This is a genomic window from Bradyrhizobium sp. WSM2254, assembly GCF_000472645.1.
Lineage (GTDB): Bacteria > Pseudomonadota > Alphaproteobacteria > Rhizobiales > Xanthobacteraceae > Bradyrhizobium > Bradyrhizobium niftali.
Map to the genome: position 1 here is coordinate 42,706 of NZ_AXAB01000029.1, position 16,086 is coordinate 58,791.

General features: G+C 65.5%; 16 protein-coding genes. 13 read left to right on the forward strand and 3 right to left on the reverse strand.

Annotated features, from left to right (window positions below):
• The 10 genes from tsf (at nucleotide 1) to fabZ (ending at nucleotide 10,738) form a co-directional block, all read left to right on the forward strand.
• The gene (gene tsf / locus A3M7_RS0121780; protein ID WP_027545777.1) at nucleotides 1–924 is read left to right on the forward strand and encodes a translation elongation factor Ts; all 924 of its coding nucleotides are present in this window, start codon (nucleotides 1–3) and stop codon (nucleotides 922–924) included.
• Between the two features lie 58 nt (nucleotides 925–982).
• Nucleotides 983–1,699, forward strand: coding sequence for a UMP kinase (gene pyrH / locus A3M7_RS0121785; protein WP_027545778.1), 717 nt, complete (start codon nucleotides 983–985; stop codon nucleotides 1,697–1,699).
• 68 nt (nucleotides 1,700–1,767) lie between these two features.
• Nucleotides 1,768–2,331, forward strand: coding sequence for a ribosome recycling factor (gene frr, locus A3M7_RS0121790; RefSeq protein ID WP_027545779.1), 564 nt, complete (start codon nucleotides 1,768–1,770; stop codon nucleotides 2,329–2,331).
• A gap of 10 nt (nucleotides 2,332–2,341) precedes the next feature.
• Complete coding sequence (locus A3M7_RS0121795) at nucleotides 2,342–3,100, forward strand: isoprenyl transferase (RefSeq protein WP_027545780.1); 759 nt, start codon at nucleotides 2,342–2,344, stop codon at nucleotides 3,098–3,100.
• Nucleotides 3,097–3,939: a phosphatidate cytidylyltransferase gene (locus A3M7_RS0121800; protein ID WP_027545781.1), complete on the forward strand. Its 843-nt coding sequence runs from the start codon at nucleotides 3,097–3,099 to the stop codon at nucleotides 3,937–3,939. Before A3M7_RS0121795 ends, A3M7_RS0121800 begins: the two co-directional genes overlap by 4 nt.
• A gap of 4 nt (nucleotides 3,940–3,943) precedes the next feature.
• Nucleotides 3,944–5,167, forward strand: a complete 1,224-nt coding sequence (gene dxr, locus A3M7_RS0121805) for a 1-deoxy-D-xylulose-5-phosphate reductoisomerase (RefSeq protein WP_027545782.1) — start codon at nucleotides 3,944–3,946, stop codon at nucleotides 5,165–5,167.
• 44 nt (nucleotides 5,168–5,211) lie between these two features.
• The gene (gene rseP, locus A3M7_RS0121810) at nucleotides 5,212–6,363 is read left to right on the forward strand and encodes an RIP metalloprotease RseP (RefSeq protein ID WP_027545783.1); all 1,152 of its coding nucleotides are present in this window, start codon (nucleotides 5,212–5,214) and stop codon (nucleotides 6,361–6,363) included.
• A 177-nt stretch (nucleotides 6,364–6,540) separates the two neighbouring features.
• Nucleotides 6,541–9,063 carry an outer membrane protein assembly factor BamA gene (gene bamA, locus A3M7_RS0121815; RefSeq protein ID WP_027545784.1) on the forward strand — a complete coding sequence of 841 codons (2,523 nt, stop codon included), beginning with the start codon at nucleotides 6,541–6,543 and terminating at the stop codon, nucleotides 9,061–9,063.
• Between the two features lie 149 nt (nucleotides 9,064–9,212).
• Entirely contained in the window at nucleotides 9,213–10,280 is a 1,068-nt protein-coding gene (lpxD, locus tag A3M7_RS0121820; RefSeq protein WP_027545785.1) for a UDP-3-O-(3-hydroxymyristoyl)glucosamine N-acyltransferase, read from the forward strand.
• On the forward strand, nucleotides 10,277–10,738 hold the full coding sequence (fabZ, locus tag A3M7_RS0121825; protein ID WP_027545786.1) for a 3-hydroxyacyl-ACP dehydratase FabZ: 462 nt from the start codon (nucleotides 10,277–10,279) through the stop codon (nucleotides 10,736–10,738). The genes lpxD and fabZ overlap by 4 nt, the downstream gene beginning before the upstream one ends.
• 3 nt (nucleotides 10,739–10,741) lie before the next feature.
• Here the strand turns inward: fabZ and A3M7_RS0121830 are convergent, their stop codons facing one another.
• Nucleotides 10,742–11,065, reverse strand: coding sequence for a KTSC domain-containing protein (locus tag A3M7_RS0121830; protein WP_027545787.1), 324 nt, complete (start codon nucleotides 11,063–11,065; stop codon nucleotides 10,742–10,744).
• Nucleotides 11,066–11,240: 175 nt separating this feature from the next.
• Here A3M7_RS0121830 and lpxA point away from each other — a divergent pair, with 175 nt between their 5' ends.
• The 3 genes from lpxA to lpxB are packed head-to-tail and all read left to right on the forward strand — an operon-like array spanning nucleotide 11,241 to nucleotide 14,084.
• A complete protein-coding gene (lpxA, locus tag A3M7_RS0121835; protein ID WP_027545788.1) occupies nucleotides 11,241–12,032 on the forward strand; it encodes an acyl-ACP--UDP-N-acetylglucosamine O-acyltransferase in 792 nt (263 codons plus the stop codon).
• 19 nt (nucleotides 12,033–12,051) lie between these two features.
• The gene (locus tag A3M7_RS0121840; RefSeq protein ID WP_049823630.1) at nucleotides 12,052–12,909 is read left to right on the forward strand and encodes an LpxI family protein; all 858 of its coding nucleotides are present in this window, start codon (nucleotides 12,052–12,054) and stop codon (nucleotides 12,907–12,909) included.
• A complete protein-coding gene (lpxB, locus tag A3M7_RS0121845; RefSeq protein WP_084302370.1) occupies nucleotides 12,906–14,084 on the forward strand; it encodes a lipid-A-disaccharide synthase in 1,179 nt (392 codons plus the stop codon). The genes A3M7_RS0121840 and lpxB overlap by 4 nt, the downstream gene beginning before the upstream one ends.
• A 118-nt stretch (nucleotides 14,085–14,202) precedes the next feature.
• On the opposite strand, the gene A3M7_RS0121850 is transcribed toward lpxB, so the two are convergent.
• Together A3M7_RS0121850 and A3M7_RS0121855 are read right to left on the reverse strand one after the other, a co-directional pair.
• Entirely contained in the window at nucleotides 14,203–14,970 is a 768-nt protein-coding gene (locus A3M7_RS0121850; protein ID WP_027545791.1) for an SDR family NAD(P)-dependent oxidoreductase, read from the reverse strand.
• Complete coding sequence (locus A3M7_RS0121855) at nucleotides 14,967–16,082, reverse strand: ABC transporter ATP-binding protein (RefSeq protein WP_027545792.1); 1,116 nt, start codon at nucleotides 16,080–16,082, stop codon at nucleotides 14,967–14,969. Before A3M7_RS0121855 ends, A3M7_RS0121850 begins: the two co-directional genes overlap by 4 nt.
• Nucleotides 16,083–16,086 lie beyond the last annotated feature (4 nt).

Below are 16,086 nucleotides of genomic sequence, written 5' to 3' on the forward strand. Positions count from 1 at the left end.
ATGGCAACGATCACAGCTGCGATGGTCAAGGACCTGCGCGAGTCGACCGGCGCGGGCATGATGGACTGCAAGGCCGCGCTGACCGAAAACGACGGCAACATGGAAGCGGCGCAGGACTGGCTGCGCAAGAAGGGCCTGTCGAAGGCCGCCAAGAAGTCCGGCCGCGTCGCGGCTGAGGGCCTGATCGGCGCGCTCACCAAGGGCACCAAGGGCGTCGTGGTCGAGGTCAACTCCGAGACCGACTTCGTTGCGCGCAACGGCCAGTTCCAGGGCCTGGTCAAGATGATCGCGCAGGTCGGATTCGACGTCGGCGCCGATGTCGAGAAGATCAAGGCCGCCAAGGTCGGTGACGTCACCATCGAAACCGCGATCAATGACGCGATCGCGACCATCGGCGAGAACATGACGCTGCGCCGCGCTGCCTCGCTCGAAGTGAGCCAGGGCGTGGTGTCGCACTACGTCCACGGTGCGGTCATCGACGGCGCCGGCAAGATGGGCGTGATCGTGGCGCTGGAATCGCCCGGCAAGGCCGACGAGCTTGCCGCGCTCGGCCGCCAGATCGCGATGCATGTCGCTGCCGCCAACCCGCTGGCGCTCGATCCGTCCGGCCTCGATCCGGCGGTCGTCAAGCGCGAGAAGGACGTGCTCGCCGACAAATATCGCCAGCAGGGCAAGCCCGAGAACGTGATCGAGAAGATCGTCGAGTCCGGCCTCAAGACCTATTACAAGGAAGTCTGCCTGCTCGAGCAGGCCTTCATCCACGACACCGGCAAGTCGGTGGCGCAGGCGGTGAAGGAAGCCGAAGGCAAGGTCGGCGGGGCTGTGAAGATTGCCGGCTTTGTGCGCTATGCTCTCGGTGAGGGAATCGAGAAGCAGGAAAGCGACTTCGCAGCCGAGGTCGCTGCGGCCAGCGGCAAGAAGTAAGCCGGAACGTTCCTTCCGGCGTGCCGCCGGAAGCGGCGCCCGGACGAGGAAAGTGCTCATGACTGATCCGGTCTATCGTCGCGTCGTGATCAAGCTGTCCGGCGAATATCTCGCGGGACAGCAGGGTTTTGGCATCGATCAGCCGACCGTCGACAGGGTTGCGGACGATCTGATCGCCGCCCGCCATCTCGGCACCGAGGTTGCGGTCGTGATCGGCGGCGGCAACATCGTGCGCGGCGTCGAGGTGTCCTCCCGCGGCGTCTCGCGCCCGACCGGCGACACCATGGGCATGCTCGCCACCATGATGAACTGCCTCGCGCTGGAAGCGGCGATCGAGCGCAAGGGCACGCCGGCGCGCACGCTGTCGGCCTTCGTCATGCCCGAGATTTCCGAGCTGTTCACCCGGACTGCGGCGCACAAATACCTCGCCGAGGGCCGGATCGTGCTGCTCGGCGGCGGAACCGGCAATCCGTTCTTCACCACCGACACGACCGCGGTGCTGCGCGCCGCCGAGATCGGCGCCCAGGCGGTCCTGAAGGCGACCAATGTCGACGGCGTCTACTCGGCCGACCCGAAGAAGGATCCGACCGCCACGCGGTTCGACCGGCTGACGCATTCGCAGGCGATCGAGGGCGGCTACAAGGTGATGGATGCGACCGCCTTCGCGCTTGCCCGCGAGACGTCGCTGCCTATCATCGTGTTCTCGATCGCGGAGCCGGGGTCGATCGGTGCGATTCTGCGTGGCATCGGCCACGGTACCATCGTCGCCGGCTGACGGCTCATCTGGCGCGCCCTGAAGGGAGGGGCGCGGTGAGGTCGCCGGGATTTTGAAGGAGAAACGTGATGCCCACGGGTAATTTCGACCTCAACGAAGTGAAGCGCCGCATGCAAGGCGCCGTGCAGTCCCTCAAGCACGAGCTCGGCGGCTTGCGCACCGGCCGCGCCTCCGCCTCGATGCTCGATCCGGTGCAGGTCGAGGCCTATGGCAGCCACATGCCGCTGAACCAGCTCGCCACCGTCAGCGTGCCCGAGCCGCGCCTGATCTCGGTGCAGGTCTGGGACAAGTCGATGGTCAAGGCGGTGGAGAAGGCGATCGTCGATTCCAATCTCGGCCTCTCGCCCGCGACCGAAGGCCAGGTGCTGCGCCTGCGCATCCCCGAGCTCAACGAGGAGCGGCGCAAGGAGCTCGTCAAGGTCGCGCACAAATACGCGGAAGCCGCCAAGGTCGCCACGCGTCACGTCCGTCGCGACGGCCTCGACGTTCTGAAGAAGCTCGAGAAGAATCACGAGATGTCGGAGGACGATCAGAAGCGTCATGCCGACGAGGTGCAGAAGGCGACCGACGGCACGATCGCCGAGATCGACCAGCTGCTGGCCGCCAAGGAAAAAGAAATCCTCACCGTCTGAGGCTGCCGTCATGTCCAACGCCGCCGCGCCCGCAACGGAAGGACCCGACCGGTCCGACGCGCCTGCGCATGTCGCCATCATCATGGATGGCAACGGGCGTTGGGCGGCCGCGCGCGGTCTGCCGCGGGCTGAAGGTCATCGCCGCGGCGTGGAGGCCTTGCGCCGCGTGGTGCGCGCCTCGCACGAGCTCGGCATCCGCTATCTCACCATCTTTTCCTTCAGCTCGGAGAACTGGTCGCGCCCGGCGAGCGAGATCGGCGATCTGTTCGGCCTGCTCAGGCGCTTCATCCGCAACGATCTCGCGAGCCTGCATCGCGACGGCGTCAAGGTGCGCATCATCGGCGAGCGCGAAGGGCTCGAGAGCGACATCTGCGCGCTGCTCAACGAGGCCGAGGAACTGACGCGCGACAACACGCGCCTGACGCTCGTCGTCGCCTTCAACTACGGCTCGCGGCAAGAGATCGCGAAAGCGGCGCAGAAGCTCGCGCGCGAGGTCGCGGAGGGCAGGCGCGATCCTGCCACCATCGACGCCGAGACGCTTGGCGCGCATCTCGATGCGCCCGACATTCCCGATCCCGATCTCATCATCCGCACCAGCGGCGAGCAGCGCCTGTCCAACTTCCTGATGTGGCAGGCCGCCTATAGCGAGCTCGTGTTCGTGCCGATCCACTGGCCCGATTTCGACAAGGCGGCGCTGGAAGGCGCGATCGCCGAATTTGCCAGGCGCGAGCGCCGTTTCGGCGGCCTGGTTGCGAAAACCGCCTCGTGAGCGAACCCGAAACCGCACCGGCTGGCGCGAAGCCTGCCCCGAGCAATCTCGTGATGCGGGTCCTCGCAGCGCTGGTGCTGGCGCCGCTTGCCATTGCGCTCGCTTATGCCGGCGGCTGGCTGTGGGCGCTCCTCGTCACCCTGGTGTCGATCGGGCTGTTCGCGGAATGGCTGATGGTGGTGGGCGCGGGGTCCGTTGCACTGACCGCGTCCGGAACGATCGTCCTCGCCATCATGGGCTTCTGCGTCGCCTTCGGCGCGCTCAAGACCGCCGTCGTCACCGGCCTCGTTGGCGGCGCCATCGTGACGCTGATCGCGCGCGGCAAGTTCGTCTGGGCGGCCTCCGGATTCGCCTATGCATCGGCGGCGCTGCTGGCCTCGATCCTGGTGCGGCAGGATCTCGTGAACGGCTTTGCCGCGCTGATGTTCGTGCTGCTCGTGGTGTGGGTGACCGATATCGGCGGCTATTTCGCCGGCCGCGGCATTGGCGGACCGAAGCTGTGGCCCCGCGTGAGCCCGAAGAAGACCTGGGCCGGCGCCCTCGGCGGCTTTGCCGCCAGCCTAGCGGTTGCCGCGGGCTTTGCGGCTTGCGGGCTCGGGAAGGCGGTTCCACTGCTGCTCGTCAGCGCCGTCCTGTCGGTGGTCTCGCAACTCGGCGATCTCTTCGAATCCGCCGTGAAGCGGCGCTTCGGTGTCAAGGATTCCAGTCACTTAATTCCCGGTCATGGCGGTCTACTGGACCGTCTGGACGGCTTTGTCGCCGCCATCCTGGCGGCATGGATTATCGGCTTTCTCCGCCATGGTGTGCATAGCGCCGGAAGCGGTCTTGTGGTTTGGTGAGGATATGAGCGCGGTCCCATTGCGTAATAACAAGGCTGCGGCGTCTGCCGTCCGCAGCGTCACGGTTCTCGGTGCCACCGGCTCGATCGGCGACAGCACGATGGATCTGCTGCGGGCCTCTCCCGAACGCTACCGCGTCGAGGCCCTGACGGCGAACGGCAATGTCGAAGCGCTGGCAAAGCTCGCGAAGGAGTTTTCCGCGCGCTTCGTGGCGATCGCCGACACCTCCAAGCTCGCCGAGCTCAAGGCCGCGCTGGCGGGTACGAGCACCGAATGCGGCGCCGGCGAAAGCGCGGTGATCGAAGCGGGCGCGCGTCCGGCCGATTGGGTGATGGCCGCCGTGAGCGGCGCCGCCGGACTGAAGCCGGCGCTCGCCGCGGTCGATCGCGGCGCACATGTCGCGCTCGCCAACAAGGAATGCCTCGTCTGCGCCGGCGATTTCTTCATGCAGCGCGCCGCGAAAGCCGGCGCCTGCATCCTGCCAGCCGATTCCGAGCACAATGCGCTGTTCCAGGCGCTCGGCTCAGGCAATCGCGACGAACTGGTCCGTGTCATCATCACGGCCTCCGGCGGTCCGTTCCGGACCTGGAAGCCTGCCGACATCGAGCAGGCGACACTCGCCCAGGCGCTGAAGCATCCGAACTGGAGCATGGGCCAGAAGATCACGATCGATTCCGCCTCGATGATGAACAAGGGGCTCGAGGTGATCGAGGCCTCCTATCTGTTCGCGCTCTCGCCCGACGAGATCGACGTTCTCGTTCATCCGCAGTCGATCATCCACGGCATGGTCGAGTTCTCCGACCGTTCGGTCGTGGCCCAGCTCGGCTCTCCCGACATGCGCACGCCGATCGCCCACTGCCTCGGCTGGCCCGACCGCATCAAGGGACCGGCGGCCAAGCTCGATCTGGCCAAGATCGGCCAGCTGACCTTCGAGGCGCCTGATTTCGAGCGGTTCCCCGGACTACGGCTGGCTTACGATTCGCTCCGGACCGGGAAGGGGGCGACCACGGTGTACAATGCCGCCAACGAGGTCGCGGTCGCCGCCTTCATCGCCGGCAAGATCCGGTTCGGCGCGATTGCCCGGCTGGTGGAAGCGACGCTGGAGGACTGGATCCGGGGTGGGAACCAGGCGCCCCTGACGTCCGCCGACGATGCAATCTCCGTTGACCATGTTGCTCGAAATAGAGCTGCCGCCCTATTGCCTCAAATTGCCTTAAAGGCATCCTAGATGGTTCGGGGCCAGGGCCTTGCGGCGCTGGATAAGGGAATTCGATGATCGACTTTTTCGTCCATAGTTTCAATACGTTGAGCCATGGGCTCCTTGGCTACGCGGTTCCCTTCCTCTTTGTCCTGACCATCGTCGTGTTCTTCCACGAACTCGGCCATTTCCTGGTCGCGCGCTGGGCGGGCGTTCGGGTGTTAACCTTTTCGCTCGGCTTCGGGCCCGAGCTGGTCGGTTTCAATGACCGCCATGGTACCCGCTGGAAGATTTCGGCGATCCCGCTCGGCGGTTACGTCAAGTTCTTCGGGGACGAGAGCGAGGCCTCGACCCCGTCGGCCGAGACGCTCGCGGCCATGACGGCCGAGGAGCGCGCCGGCAGCTTCCACCACAAGAAGGTTGGCCCGCGCGCCGCCATCGTCGCGGCCGGACCGATCGCCAATTTCATTCTGGGCGCGCTGATCTTCGCCGGCATGGCCCTGTATTACGGCAAGCCGAGCACGATCGCGCGCGTCGACGGCGTCGTCGCCGATGGCGCGGCGGCTGTGGCCGGCTTCAAGATCGGGGACGTCGTCGTCCAGATCGACGGCAAGCCGATCGAGAGCTTTGCCGACATGCAGCGAATCGTGGCGATGAATGCCGGTTCGGCGCTTGCCTTCCAGGTGAAGCGTGACGGCGCCATCGTGTCGCTGACCGCGACGCCGGCGCTGCTCGAGCGCAAGGATCCGTTCGGCAACAGCCACCGCCTCGGCGTGCTGGGCGTCGAGCACAAGTCCCAGGCTGGTGAGGCCTCGACCACACCGGTCGGTGTCGGCGAGGCGCTCAAGATCGGGGTCGAGCAGGTCTGGTTCATCATCACCAGCACCTTCAAGTTCCTGGGCTCGTTGTTTGTCGGAAACGGCAATCCCAACGAGGTCAGCGGCGTCCTCGGAATCGCGAAGATGTCGGGGCAGGCGGCCAGCGCCGGGTTCCAGTTCGTGATCAACCTCTGTGCGGTGCTGTCGGTGTCGATCGGCCTGCTGAACCTGTTCCCGATCCCGCTGCTGGATGGCGGTCACCTTATGTTCTACGCGGCGGAAGTGGTCCGCGGCCGGCCCCTGTCCGAGCGGACGCAGGAGATGGGGTTCCGAATCGGGCTTGGTTTGGTGCTGATGTTGATGGTGTTTGCGACCTACAACGACATCCTGCGGATGGCGGCTTCCTGATAGGGGCTTTTTTGAGGCGTTGCTGTTGAGCAACGTCTTGGAATGAAATTGAAATTGCGGCGCGCTCGGCCGTTTGCGGCGTCGGTGAAATTGGCTACAAGCGGCTCTGAACTTGGGGAATCTCCGGACCGGCGTTGGGGTTGGGTCTGGCACGGAATGATAAGGGCGCGTTGCGCAATGAAGTTTGGACTGCGACTCCGGGGCGGCTTGCTTGCCACCCTGATCATGTTCGGCGCGCCGGTGGTTGCCCCGATTGGGGCAGCTTTTGTGTCATCGCCTGCGCTTGCGCAGACCGTCCAGTCGATTTCCGTCGAGGGAAATCGCCGTGTCGAGGTGGAGACGATCCGCTCCTATTTCAAGGCGGGTCCGGGCGGCCGCCTGGATCAGGGCGCCATCGACGACGGCCTCAAGGCGCTGATCGAGACCGGCCTGTTCCAGGACGTGAAGATCAACCGCGGCGCCGGTGGCCAGATCGTCGTCTCCGTGGTGGAAAACCCGGTGATCGGTCGCATCGCCTTCGAGGGCAACAAGAAGATCAAGGACGAGCAGCTCACCGCTGAAGTCCAGTCCAAGGCGCGCGGCACCTTCTCCCGCGCCATGGTGCAGTCCGACACGCTGCGAATCGCCGAAATCTACCGCCGCTCCGGCCGCTACGACGTCCGCGTCACGCCCGAGGTCATCGAGCAGCCGAACAACCGCGTCGATCTCATCTTCACGATCGAGGAGGGCGCCAAGACCGGCGTCAAGTCGATCGACTTCGTCGGCAACGTCGCGTTCTCGTCCTACCGCCTGCGGGACGTCATCAAGACGCGCGAATCGAACCTGCTGAGCTTCCTTGGCAGCGGCGACATCTACGATCCCGACCGCGTCGAGGCCGACCGCGACCTGATCCGTCGCTTCTACCTCAAGAACGGCTTCGCCGACGTCCAGGTCGTGGCTGCGCTCACCGAATACGATCCGGAGAAGAAGGGCTTCAACGTCACCTTCAAGATCGAGGAAGGCTCCCAATACCGCGTCGGTGCGCTCGACTTCCGTTCCAGCATCCCGAACTTCGACCCGAGCTCGATGCGCTCCTTTTCGCGCGTCAATGTCGGCTCGCTCTACAACGTCGAATCGGTCGAGAAGTCGGTCGAGGACATGCAGATCGAGGCCTCGCGCCGCGGCTATGCCTTCGCCGTGGTCCGTCCCGGCGGCGATCGCAATTTCGAGGCGCACACCGTCTCGGTCGTGTTCAACATCGACGAGGGCCCGCGCACCTATATCGAGCGCATCAACCTGCGCGGCAACACACGCACGCGCGACTACGTGATCCGTCGCGAGTTCGACCTCTCCGAGGGCGATGCCTACAACCGCGCGCTGGTCGATCGTGCCGAGCGGCGCCTGAAGAACCTCGACTATTTCAAGACCGTGAAGATCACGACGGAGCCCGGCTCGTCCAGCGACCGCGTCATCCTGGTCGTCGACATGGAAGAAAAATCGACCGGCGACTTCTCGGTTTCGGGCGGTTACTCCACGACCGACGGCGCACTCGCCGAAGTCTCGATCTCCGAACGCAACCTGCTCGGCCGCGGCCTGTTCGCCAAGGCGTCGGTGACCTATGGCCAGTACGCGCGCGGCTATTCGCTGTCGTTCGTCGAACCGTATCTGCTCGACTACCGCGTCGCGCTCGGCCTCGACCTCTATCAGCGCCAGCAGCTGTCCAACAGCTACATCTCCTACGGCACCAAGACGCTCGGCTTCTCGCCGCGTCTCGGCTTCTCCTTGCGCGAAGATCTGTCGCTTCAGCTGCGCTATTCGATCTATCGGCAGGAAATCACGCTGCCGTCCTACCTGGCGAACTGTAACAACGATCCGACTTCGGCGGCCTTCAACCCGAGCCCGGCCTATGCGGCCGCCAACGGCATCAGCCTTGCCTCGACCAACGGCCTCGGCTGCTACAACGACGGCGAAGCCTCGCTGCCGGTGCGCAAGGAGCTTGCCAACGGCAAGACCCTGACCTCGGCGCTCGGCTATACGCTGACCTACAACACGCTCGACAACAACAAGAACCCCACCGACGGCCTGCTCATCGACTTCCGGCAGGATTTCGCCGGCGTCGGCGGCGACGTCAGCTATTTGAAGACCGCGGCGGACGGAAAGTACTACGCCCCGCTGGTGTCTGACATCGTCGGTCTCGTCCATCTCCAGGGCGGCGTCCTGACCAAGATGGGCAAAGATCTGCGAATGCTCGACCAGTTCCAGATGGGCCCGAATCTCGTCCGCGGCTTCTCTCCGAACGGCATCGGCCCGCGCGATCTGAATCCTTTCGGTACGCAGGACGCGCTCGGCGGCACCAAATATTGGGGCGCTTCGTTCGAATTGCAGATGCCGTTCTGGTTCCTGCCGAAGGAAGTGGGTCTGAAGGGCGCGGTCTATGCCGATGCCGGTGGCCTGTATGACTACAGGGGACCGACGAGCTGGACGGTGACCAACGAAGTCAACGCGCCTGGCTGTATTCCGTCGACCGTCAATCCGTCGAGTGCCGGAACCTGTACCGGCCTCGTCTACGACGACAGCAAGGTGATCCGCTCGTCGGTCGGTGTCGGCCTGATCTGGCAGTCGCCGTTCGGTCCGCTGCGCTTCGACTACGCCGTGCCGCTCAGCAAGGGCAAGTATGACCGCACCCAGGAGTTCCGGTTCGGCGGCGGCACCTCGTTCTAATTCGATCAGCAGAGCATGATCCGGCCCCTTGGGTTTCCCTTTGGATTTCCCCTGGGGGCCGGTCTCCAAAAAGTTCGTGCTCAATCCGGGAGATGAGGCATGATGCGGCTTGGCCGCTTCATGCCGAAGCCGGACCACGACGGGGTGGAATGGCGCAGCCGACCTTCTTCACAAAGCCGCCTGCGACGGCGCTGGCCGATATTGCCATGCTGACCAAGGCGCTGCTGGTCGACCCCACCAGGGGCGATCACGTCATCACGGGCCTGGCCTCGCTCGACGAAGCCGGCCCGATGCATCTGGCGTTCTTCGACAACCTGAAATATGCCGATCAGCTCAAGACGACCCGAGCGGGTGCGTGCCTGGTCAGTCCGCGCTTCGAGGCCCAGGTGCCCGCGCACGTCGCCGTGCTGCGGGCGGCGCAGCCGTTCCGCGCCTTCGTCAGGATCGCGCGGGAATGGCACGGCGACGCGCTGAGGCCGCAATCCTGGGTCGGCAATGACGGCATCGCGCCGTCGGCCATCATCGATCCCACGGCGCGCCTCGAGGACGGCGTGGTCGTCGATCCCCTGGCGGTCATCGGTGCGGATGTCGAGATCGGCAGCGGCACGGTGGTCGGCGTCGGCGCCGTGATCGGCCCCGGCGTCAAGATCGGCCGGGACTGCAATGTCGGCGCCCGCACCGCCATCCAGTGTGCGCTGATCGGCAACAACGTGCTGATCCACCCGGGCTGCTCGATCGGCCAGGACGGCTACGGCTTCATCTTCTTCGGCCCCGAGGGGCACCTGAAGGTGCCGCAGACCGGGCGCGTGCTGATCCAGAACAATGTGGAGGTCGGCGCCGGCACCACCATCGATCGCGGTTCCCTGCGCGACACCGTGATCGGCGAGGGCACCAAAATCGACAACCAGGTCCAGATCGGCCACAATGTGACGATCGGCCGGAATTGCCTGCTGGCGGCCCAGATCGGGCTGGCCGGCAGTCTGACCATTGGCGACAACGTGGCGCTGGGAGCAAAGGTTGGCATCAACAATCACCTCAAGATCGGCGACGGGGCCCAGGTCACCGCGATGAGCGGCGTCAAGGACGACATCCCGCCGAACGGACGCTGGGGTGGTTTTTTTGCCAAGCCGACCAAGCAGTGGTTCAAGGAGATCATCGCGGTGGAGCGCCTGGTACGCGACAGCAAGGCCGATCCGAAGGACGAGGGACGGGAATGACGGAGGAATCACCTGTTAGGTTCGAGCTGGTGGACATCAATGCGATCCTCCAGACGCTGCCGCACCGCTTTCCGATGCTGCTGATCGATCGCGTGATCAAAATCCGCGCCGATTACAGCGGCATCGGCATCAAGAACGTCACCTTCAACGAGCCGGCCTTCCAGGGACATTTCCCCGAGCGCCCGGTCTATCCCGGCGTGATGATGATCGAGGCGATGGCGCAGACGGCGGGCGTGATCGGCATCAAGTCGGTCGAGGGCACCGAGAAACCGCGCGCGGTCTATTTCCTCACCATCGACAAGTGCAAGTTTCGCAAGCCCGTGCTGCCCGGCGATACCATCGAGTATCACATGCGCTCGCTCGGCCGCCGCAAGACTATGTGGTGGTTTCACGGCGATGCCAAGGTCAACGGCCAGGTCGTCGCGGAAGCCGACGTCGGCGCCATGCTGACGGACTGAGCGTCACGCGCCGCAATCGTAGCGGCTGCCCGGTGTCGTGCGTCTGATATTCCGGTTGAAGAACTGGCCCATGGACGGCGCGCCCAGGAGGCCGTCGACCGTATCGGGATCCACGCCGCAATAGCGGTCATACGCGCCGTTGATCGCGACGATCAGATCCTGTTGTGCGCGGTCGTAGCAGACGCGCTGAAGCACCGTGCTGCGGGTGATGTCGCGGCATTCGAATGTCGCGAGGTCGATGGGGCGGTGCCCGCCGGGCTCCACCGTCTCGGAGACGACCGGTGCGGTCGCCAGCTGTGCGAGCAGCATTGCCAGGGCCCTGACCACGATACCTGAAGCTCCGCATGAACGTGTTGATGGGCCGCGAAGGCCGCCTCATCCGGCACGTGAAACACGCCGAGATGATACGTCACTGGACAGATCGGGCATAGTCGGGCTAACCAGCGGAAAACCGAGCGACTTCAACACATAACCAGACCTTCTTGACGAGTTAGATTGCTTGATGAGCAAGATTGATCCCACCGCACGGGTCGAGGACGGCGCCGTGATCGGCGAGGGTACCGAGATCGGCCCCTACTGCATCATCGGCCCCAATGCCGTGATCGGCGCGAACTGCAAGCTGATCGGACATGTGCATGTCACGGCGCAGACCACCATCGGCGATGATTGCACCATCTATCCCTTTGCCTCGCTCGGCACGCCGCCGCAGTCGCTCAGCTACCGTGGCGAGCTGACGAAGCTCAAGATCGGCTCGGGCTGCACTATCCGCGAATCCGTGACCATGAATGCCGGCACCGTCGCCGGCGGCGGCATCACCACGGTTGGCGATCGTGACTACTTCATGAATTGCAGCCATGTCGGCCATGACTGCCATGTCGGCAATGACGTGATCTTCGCGACCTCGGCGACGCTCGGCGGTCACTGCGAGATCGGCGACTTCGTCTTCATCGGCGGCCTGTCCGCGGTGCACCAGTTCACGCGCATCGGGCCGCAGGTCATGGTGGGCGGTGTGTGCGGCGTACGCGACGACATCATTCCGTTCGGGCTGGTCAATGGCCAGTATGCCGTGCTTGAGGGCCTCAACCTGATCGGCATGAAGCGGCGCAAGTTCACCAAGCAGCGGCTTGCGACCGTGCGCGCGTTCTACCAGAAGCTCTTCCACGGCCCCGGCACCTTTGCCGAGCGGCTCGAAGCGTGCAGGCCGCTCGCCGGCGAGGATCCGGCGATTGCCGAGATCCTCGGCTTCATCGGCAAGGGCAAGCGTCCGCTCTGTCTTCCCGCCATTGCGAAGTGAACCTGCGATGGCCGCGGACATGACATCGGCGGCGGCAGGGATTTCATCGCCGGTCGGCGTGGTCGCAGGCGGTGGCGCCATGCCGTTTGCGGTCGCCGACTCGCTCGCCGCGCGCGGCATCGCGCCGGTGCTGTTTCCGCTGCGCGGCGCCTGCGATCCGGTGCAGGTGGAGAAATTCCGCCACCGCTGGATCTCGGTCGGCCAGCTCGGGCGCGCGATGCGGCTGTTCCGCGAGGAAGGCTGTCGCGACCTGATCTTCATCGGCACCTTGGTGCGGCCTTCGCTCTCGGAGATACGGTTCGACTTCACGACGTTGCGGCTGCTTGGCAATGTCATCCGCGCCTTTCGCGGCGGCGACGATCATCTGTTGTCCGGCGTCGGGCGCATTCTCGAACAAGGCGGCTTTCGCATGGTCGGGATCAAGGACGTTGCGCCCGACCTCCTGATGCCCGAGGGCTGCATTAGTCGCGCCTGGCCGAGCGACACCAGCAAGACCGACATCGAGCGCGGCCGCGCGGTCCTGACCGCGCTCGGACCGTTCGACATCGGCCAGGCTGTCGTGGTGATCGACGGCCATGTGGTGGCGGTCGAGGATATCGAGGGCACCGACGCGCTGCTCGCGCGCGTCGCGCGGCTGCGCGAGGAGGGCCGCATTCGCGCGGCGACGGGCCGCGGCGTGCTGGTGAAGGCGCCAAAGAGCAGCCAGGATCTGCGTTTCGACCTGCCGACGATTGGCCCGCGTACCATCGAGGGTGTCGCGAGAGCCGGCCTTGCCGGCATCGCCGTGATCGCCGGCAACACCATCGCCGCCGAGCCGCAGGCGATGATCGCGCTCGCCGACGCCAAGTACCTCTTCATCATCGGCCTGCCGGCGTGATGCAGGAGCGCGATCCCAAGCGGAAGATCTTCCTGATCGCCACGGAGGAATCCGGCGACCGGCTCGGCAGCGCCTTGATGAAGGTGCTGCGCCAGCGCCTCGGCGACGGCGTGCAATTCGAGGGCGTCGGCGGCCGCACCATGGCGCGCGAGGGGCTCGAGACCCTGTTTCCGATCGAGGAGCTGTCGATCGTCGGTTTCGCCGCGGTGGTGCAGCAATTGCCGAAGATCCTGCGCCTGATCCGCGAGACCGCGGACGCCGTGCTGGAGGCCGCGCCCGATGCGCTCGTCATCATCGACAGCCCGGATTTCACCCATCGCGTCGCTCGCCGCGTGCGGGCGCGCAATCCTGCGATTCCGATCGTCGACTACGTGTCGCCGCAGCTCTGGGCCTGGCGGCCGGGACGGGCGCGGACCATGCTCGGCTATGTCGATCACGTCCTCGGCCTGTTGCCGTTCGAGCCGGAGGAATACCGCAAGCTCGGCGGGCCGCCATGCAGCTATGTCGGCCATCCCCTGATCGAGCAATTGAGCTCGCTGCGGCCGGATGCGGAGGAGCAGAAGCGCCGCGACGGCGAACCGCCGGTGCTGCTGGTGCTGCCCGGCAGCCGCCGTAGCGAGATCCGGCATCATATCGAGGTGTTCGGCGCGGCGCTCGGCCGGTTGCGGGCGGAGGGGCGCGCGTTCGATCTGATACTGCCGACCATGCCGCATCTCGAAGCCACCGTCCGCGAAGCCATCGCGAGCTGGCCGGTCAAGCCGCAGATCGTGATCGGTGAGGCCGAGAGGCGCACCGCCTTCCGGATCGCGCACGCTGCGCTGGCGAAATCCGGCACGGTGACGCTGGAGCTCGCGCTATCGGGCATTCCGATGGTGACGGCCTATCGCGTCGGCGCCATCGAGGCCTTCATCCTGCGCCGCGCGATCCGCGTCTCCTCGGTGATCCTTGCCAATCTCGTGATCGGTGAGGACGTCATTCCGGAGTTCTTGCAGGAAGACTGCACGCCGGAGAAACTCGCACCGGCGCTCGCCGAAGTGCTGACGGAGACGCCGCTGCGCAAGCGGCAAGTCGAAGCCTTCGCCCGGCTCGACACCACCATGTCGACCGGCAACAAGTCGCCGAGCGTGCTCGCCGCCGACGTCGTGCTCGCGACGATGCGGAAGGGGCGGCGATAGACGACGGTCTTGTCGGGTGGGCAAAGCGAAAGCGTGCCCGCCGTGCCTTTCTCGGTGGCGGAGAGATGGTGGGCACGCTGCGCTTTACCCACCCTACGATACTCTTCCGGATCACGCTCTAACCCAAGCCGCCGTCGACCTGAAAACACTGGCGCGTGATGCGCTGGCTGTCATCGGAGGCGAGGTACAGCGCCATGTTGGCGATGTCGTCGGGCGTCACTGCATCGGGAATGGCCTGACGCGTGCGAATTTCGGCGATGGTCTGCTCGTCGGGATACCACAGCCGGCGCTGGCGCTCGGTAATCACCATGCCGGGCGCAATCGCGTTGACGCGGATGCGGTCGGGACCGACCAGCCGCGCCAGCGAGTTGGTGAAGCCGACGATCGCCGCCTTTGCCGCGGCATAGACCGGCAGCGCTGGCCCGCCGCGCATCCAGGCGATCGACGACATGTTGATGATCGAGCCGCCGCCGCGCGCCTGCATCTGCGGCACCACGGCTTGCGCGGCGAAGAAGACGTGCTTGAGGTTGACGCCGATCATCCAGTCGAACTCGGATGGCGTCACCTCGGCCAGCACCTGGCGCCGGTCGTTGGCGGCGTTATTGACGAGGACCGCGGCATCGCCGAGCGACCGGTGGACCTGCGCGATCGCGTCCCGCATGGCGTCGATGTCCAGGAGATCGCAGGGCACGAACAATGGTGAGGTGCCGGACGCGGCCGCCACCTCCGCGGCCAGCGATCCGCCGGCCGCTTCATCGATATCGAGGAACGCGACGCGGGCGCCCTGGCCTGCGAAGGCGCGCACGAAGGCGGCACCGATCCCGCTGGCGCCACCGGTGATCAGCACCACGCGGTCCGCGAGGCCGGCATAGCTCGTCTGGGTCATGCGATCAGTCGCTCCGTCTCGGGGTCGAACAGGCAGATGCGGCGGGTGTCGAGGGCAAACGAGGCGGTGGCACCCGGCGTCGGGCGGATGTCCGGCGAGATGCGCGCCTGTGCGGGCTCGCCGCCAAGCCGCAGCAGGACGATGGTCTCCGCGCCAGTGGGCTCGACGAGCTCGACTGGCGCGGTGACGATGACAGGCGGGCCCACGGCTCCGGAGAACACGCGGTCGCCCTCGGCGATGCATTCGGGCCTGATCCCGAGCACCACCTCGCGGCCGACATAGGACGCCGCCGCGTCGTAGCCCTGCAGGCGGAGACGGACCTCGTCCGGACGGCCTGCGCCGATCACCACGACGGGTCCGCCAGCGTCGGCCTCGAGACGGGCCGGCATAGTGTTCATCGGCGGCGAGCCCATGAAGCGGGCGACGAACAGATTGGCCGGGTATCGGTAGATTGTGTCAGGGTCGGCGAATTGCTGCACGACGCCCCGATGCATCACGGCGATGCGGGTTGCCATCGTCATCGCCTCGATCTGGTCGTGGGTGACATAGATGATGGTGGCGCCAATGCGCTGGTGCAGACGCTTGATCTCCATCCGCATCTCGACGCGCAGCTTGGCATCGAGGTTGGAGAGCGGCTCGTCGAACAGGAAGAGCAGGGGATCGCGCACCAGCGCCCGGCCCATCGCCACGCGCTGGCGCTGGCCGCCGGACAGTTGCGACGGCTTGCGGCCGAGCAGCGGTTCGATCTGGAGCAGCCGGGCGACGTTCGTCAGTGCCTTCTCCTGCTCCGCCTTCGGCACGTGACGGCATTCCATGCCGAAGGTGATGTTCTGGCGCACCGTCATCGACGGATAGAGCGCGTAGGACTGGAACACCATGGCGATGTCGCGGTCCTTTGGCGGGACGTCGTTGACGACGCGCCCGCCGATCTCGATGGTGCCTGCGCTTGGACGATCAAGCCCGGCGACGATGTTGAGTAGGGTGGACTTGCCGCAACCGGACGGTCCGACCAGCACGGTAAACTCGCCGCTCTCGATGTCGAGATTGATGCCCTTCAGAACTTCTAGATTGGCGTAACGCTTCGACAGGGTGCGAATGCTCAACGCTGCCATGATG